We start from the raw sequence: 4,896 nt of genomic DNA on the forward strand, positions 1-4,896 counted from the left end.
CGGGAAACCAAATAAAATCTATTCACAGATTTTGTGATAATCACATCAAAAACATCAAACAAACTTACGGGGCTAAGCACGATTCATCGTGCAACAGCCCCGTTCTGCTTTTATTTGTTTTTTGCGGAAGCTATTTCACACCCGTCAGAAAACAGCCAAATTTGCGTTCCCTTTTTCTTAACCTTTTTTTGACTTTCCCCTCATTCTCTGCTAGGATAAAATCAGAACTTAAAACTCGTCTTCGGGGGAATCAGATATGTACAGAGTAAGCAAAATTTTGAATAATAATGGCGTGATCGCAATCAATACAGAGGATAACCAGGAATACGTCCTTCTCGGTAAAGGAATTGGCTTTGGAAAGAAGGTCAGTCAGCGTTTTGAAGTGACAGAAGATACAGCAACTTACCGCCTGACCGAACAGACAGACAGAGGATCTGCCAAATCTCTGGTGCAGGAGATGGATCCGGAATTTCTGGAAATCGCAGATGAGGTGATCCGGGAAGCAGAAAAAGTTTTTGGGAAAGTAGACCGCCGGATCATGATCCCGCTGGCAGATCATATCTCCTTTGCTGTTTCGCGAATCCGGAATCAGGAGCAGATCAGCAATCCACTGACAGATGATATCAGAGTACTTTTTCATAATGAATTTCAAGCAGCATCCGTGCTCAGAGATATTTTGCAGAAGAGAATGCAGATCACGATCGATGAGCATGAAATCGGATACGTGGCACTTCACATTCATTCAGCAATCGAGGATGAAAAAGTGTCTGTGGCAATGCAGACGGCCCGTGCAGTGAGAGAATGTATTGAGATGATCGAAAAAGAAACAGGAAAAAAGATCGATGTGATCTCGCTTTCCTATAATCGTCTGATGAACCATATCAAATATATGGTAGCACGTGCTATGACGGGGGAGGATCTTCGTATCAATATGAATGAATATATAGAATCCAAATTTCCGGAAGCGTATATGACTGCAAAAAAAGTCTGCGATATGCTCGGAAAGAGTATTGGAAAAGAACTTGATGAGATGGAAATCGGGTATCTGGCAATGCATATCGAACGAATCTACAGTGAAGAAATAAAGGCATAACAGAGGAACCGGCTTTTGCCAAAAGATTGACACTACGGGGAAACAAATGGTATAATCGGACCAAAGTTTGAACATTAGTCTAAGGAGAAAGGTTGGTACGGTAATGGCTACAAAAGAACAGATGGAAAAGGTGAAGGATATTGTTGTGAAACTCCGTTATCTGGAGTGTATGGATAATATCATTTACTATGACAGATGGAATAACTGCCCGAAGGACGGATTTGATTATGAAGGGAAAGTCGGAGCATATCTGACAGAGCTTTCGAATGAGAAACTGACGAGCAAAGAGACAAAAGAACTGGTAGAGTCACTGGAAAGAGAGACAGCTTTTGATTCAGATACAGACAAAGGTATGGTACGTTATCTGATCGGAAGGTATAAAGAAGCAGTACAGATTCCGGCAAGCCTGCAGGGAGAATTGAATCAGGCAAATGCAGATGGACAGCTGGCATGGGGAAAATGCTATGAGGCAGATGATTTTGAAAGCTTTAAGCCGGTACTGAAAAAACAGTTTGATTTACAGGAGAAGATAGCAACAGCGATCAATCCGGATGAAAAACCATATCAGGTTCTGGTGAACCGGTTTGATAAGGATTATCGTCTGGAAGAGATTGATGCAATTTTGGCAAAAATCAAAGATGCTGTCTGCGAAATTTTAAATGCGGTAAGAGAAGAACAGAGTAAGATTGATGATTCCATTCTGGAATGTGAAGCAGATCATGATACAGTACTTCGTATTGTGAAGAAAGCGCAGGAGATTCTGGGACTTGATAAAGATAAGAGTACTTTATTTGAGATCCATCATCCGGTATGTGTCTGCACCGGACCTCGTGATTCCAGACCATCCACAAACTGTGATGAGCTGATCCATGCGATTCTGGCAGTGGTTCATGAGACCGGACATGGACTCTATAATTATAATGCGAACGATGAGGTCGCAGAAAGCGGACTCTGGGGCGGAATTGAAGGTGCAATGCATGAATCCCAGTCCAGATTCTACGAGAATCATGTAGGAAGAACCAGAGAATTCTGGGAGAACCTGTACCCATATCTGCAGAATGAAGTGCCAAAATACAAAGAGATTTCTCTGGATACATTCCTTGCGGCACTCAATAAAGTAAAACCGGGACTGATCCGTCTGAAAGCGGATGAGCTTACAAATACCCTGCATATCATCATCCGTTACGAAATTGAAAAAGAATATTTCGATGGAAAACTGACAGTGGATACAATTGAAGAAGCATGGAACAGAAAATATCAGGAATATCTGGGATTTACTCCAAAGAATCATCAGGAAGGAATCCTGCAGGATGTGCACTGGGCTTCAGGATGTGTAGGATATTTTCAGGGATATGCACTTGGAGATGCTTACGCAGCACAGTTTGCTCATAAGCTTCTTGCTGATTGCCCGGATGCATTTGAAAAGCTGGGAAAAGGAGATTCATCTGTAATTGGAAACTGGTTAAAAGAACATATTCACCAGTACGGACAGACCTATTCTGCACGCGAGATGCTCAAAAAAGCAACAGGAGAAGAGCTGAATACCGGTTATTATATTGAATATCTGAAAGAAAAATATTTACACTAAGCGCAGAGGGCAGGAGGATTGACCAATGAATAAAGAATTTTACGCAGGAAATCGTAAGAGCCTGTATCAGAAACTTGAAGCGGGATCTTTGGTGGTTGTATTCAGCGGACATGCACCGATCAAGACCAATGATGAGAATTATCCGTTTTTTACAAATCGTAACTTTTTGTATCTGACAGGAATTGAGCAGGAAAATATTGTACTGATGGCTTATGTCGGAGAGGGAACAATTGAAGAAACTCTGTATCTTCTTCCACCGGATGCATTTGCAGAACGCTGGACCGGAAGACGTATAAAAGAAGAGGAAGCAGAAGAACTTTCCGGAATTACGAATTACAAATATGTGGCAGCATTCCGGAATGATCTTTCCAGACAATTATTTTCTGGCAATGTTAAGAAAGTTTATCTTGATTTTGACAAGGTTTATGAAAATACGCCGGCAGTAGAAGCATACCGCCTTGGCAAGTATCTGAAAGAACATGCTCCGTTTGTTGGACTTGGCAACCTTCATCCGATCATGAAACAGCTTCGCCTGATCAAGAAGCCATGTGAGATTGAGGCAATGAAGAAAGCGGAAACGATCACAAAGGCCGGAATCGAAGCAATGATGAAAACATCTAAACCGGGAATGTACGAATACCAGTATAAAGCAGAATTTGATTATGCACTGGCTCAGAGGGGAGTGCTTTCACCAGGATTTCCGTCTATCATTTCATCAGGAAAGAACAACTTTAAAATTCATTACTATGATTATCGCGGACAGGCCCAGGATGGAGATATGATCCTGAATGACGTTGGTGCTGTATGGGATTATGAGATCAACGATGTATCCAGGGCATTTCCGTGCAATGGAAGATTTAATGACCGTCAGAAATTGCTTTATGAGTGCATTTACAATACTTCAGAATATATGTTCAGTACACTGAAACCGGGTGTACCGCTTCTGGATGTGGATAAGATCATCCGTAAATATACATTTGAACAGTTAAAAGAAGCAGGAGTATGCAAAAATTTTGAAGATATTGGGACTTACATGTGGCACGGTGGAGCACATCATGTTGGATTTGATGTACATGACGTGGTAGAAGGAAGCGGACTTGCTGTACCGGGTGTTGTATTCTGTGTAGATATCGGTGTTTACCATGAAGAATGGGGCATTGGATTCCGTCTGGAAGATAATTGCCTGATCACAGAAGACGGATGTGAAAATCTTTCAAGAGCAATTCCGAGACAGATCGATGAGATTGAAGCATTTATGGGACGCAGATAAATAGAAAACAGGGAAAGGGGGAGCTGTATAGAAAATTACGGTTCCCTTTTCCTGAAATATGGAGAGCCAGGATATGGAAAATAGAAAATCACGGAAAAGTACATTTCTTTATGTAATACTATTAACTTTATGTGTACCACTTGCATATGTATATCTTATTCTTGTTACGGGACTGCTGGATAAAATACAGGAGGGGCATATCGGATTAACGTTGATGATTGTGTTTCTTCCACTGCTTTTTTATTGGGGACTTGTGGCAGTTGTGGGAATCATAAATATTGGACAGTCATTTAAGATATACAAAACGGGAAATCCGATTGAATGCGTGAACCGCATGCTGATCCATAAATATGGGCTGGTTGTCTTTTTCTGTGTAAATTTTCTGGTTCTGTTCATTTATTATTTTTTCATAAGTATGGCAGTGCTGGTAGGAAGCCGGGGAGCCGCGATAATCTTTGCTCCGGTATTGCTGCCGTGGCTGATTGTAGCAGTCGTTTTTTCGGTTGGTGCAACATGGCTTGCTATTTTACCGGGAAGCTTTTATGGGATCCAGGTGATCCGTATGACCTATAAAAGTGGGAAAATAGGGTTTGCCGAAGCAGTTGTACATACGGTATTCCAGTTTTTCTTTCTGTTTGATGTGTTGGATGCAATGTATCTTGCAACGGAAAAATGGGGAAGAGGGAAAAAGAGTTCTGCAATTATTGGGTGTGTGTATCTGTTTGCAGTTTTTGCGACCATATATCTGATAATTAAAATGAAATCAATGTTTTAAAATACAAGCAGTTGTATCAGAGTGTTGGTACGGCTGCTTTTTGTAAATGTGAAATGAAAAAGGAAATGGAAAGGCAAATGGAAGGGGATGTTCAGCCGCGCCATTCGCAAAAGCATGTTGAATTGATGTCAGAATATTCTGAATTGCGCAAAATATAAAAACAACATTGA

Annotated in this window: 5 protein-coding genes; 4 read left to right on the plus strand and 1 reads right to left on the minus strand. The window is 41.1% G+C overall.

The window, feature by feature from the left end:
- Positions 1-256 precede the first annotated feature (256 nt).
- From PG418_RS18865 to PG418_RS18880, 4 genes are all read left to right on the plus strand, one after another.
- Positions 257-1,093, plus strand: coding sequence for a PRD domain-containing protein (locus tag PG418_RS18865; RefSeq protein WP_008368484.1), 837 nt, complete (start codon positions 257-259; stop codon positions 1,091-1,093).
- 103 nt (positions 1,094-1,196) lie between these two features.
- A complete protein-coding gene (locus tag PG418_RS18870; RefSeq protein ID WP_498837873.1) occupies positions 1,197-2,681 on the plus strand; it encodes a carboxypeptidase M32 in 1,485 nt (494 codons plus the stop codon).
- 25 nt (positions 2,682-2,706) lie between these two features.
- The gene (locus PG418_RS18875; protein WP_195369052.1) at positions 2,707-3,951 is read left to right on the plus strand and encodes an aminopeptidase P N-terminal domain-containing protein; all 1,245 of its coding nucleotides are present in this window, start codon (positions 2,707-2,709) and stop codon (positions 3,949-3,951) included.
- 73 nt (positions 3,952-4,024) lie between these two features.
- Entirely contained in the window at positions 4,025-4,726 is a 702-nt protein-coding gene (locus PG418_RS18880; RefSeq protein ID WP_498837874.1) for a DUF6652 family protein, read from the plus strand.
- Here the strand turns inward: PG418_RS18880 and PG418_RS18885 are convergent.
- On the minus strand, positions 4,715-4,896 hold a 182-nt coding region (locus tag PG418_RS18885), incomplete at its 5' end, for a hypothetical protein (protein ID WP_498837875.1). The genes PG418_RS18880 and PG418_RS18885 overlap by 12 nt on opposite strands.

The organism is Bariatricus sp. TF06-38A, assembly GCF_027690675.1.
Classification (GTDB): domain Bacteria; phylum Bacillota; class Clostridia; order Lachnospirales; family Lachnospiraceae; genus Allocoprococcus; species Allocoprococcus comes.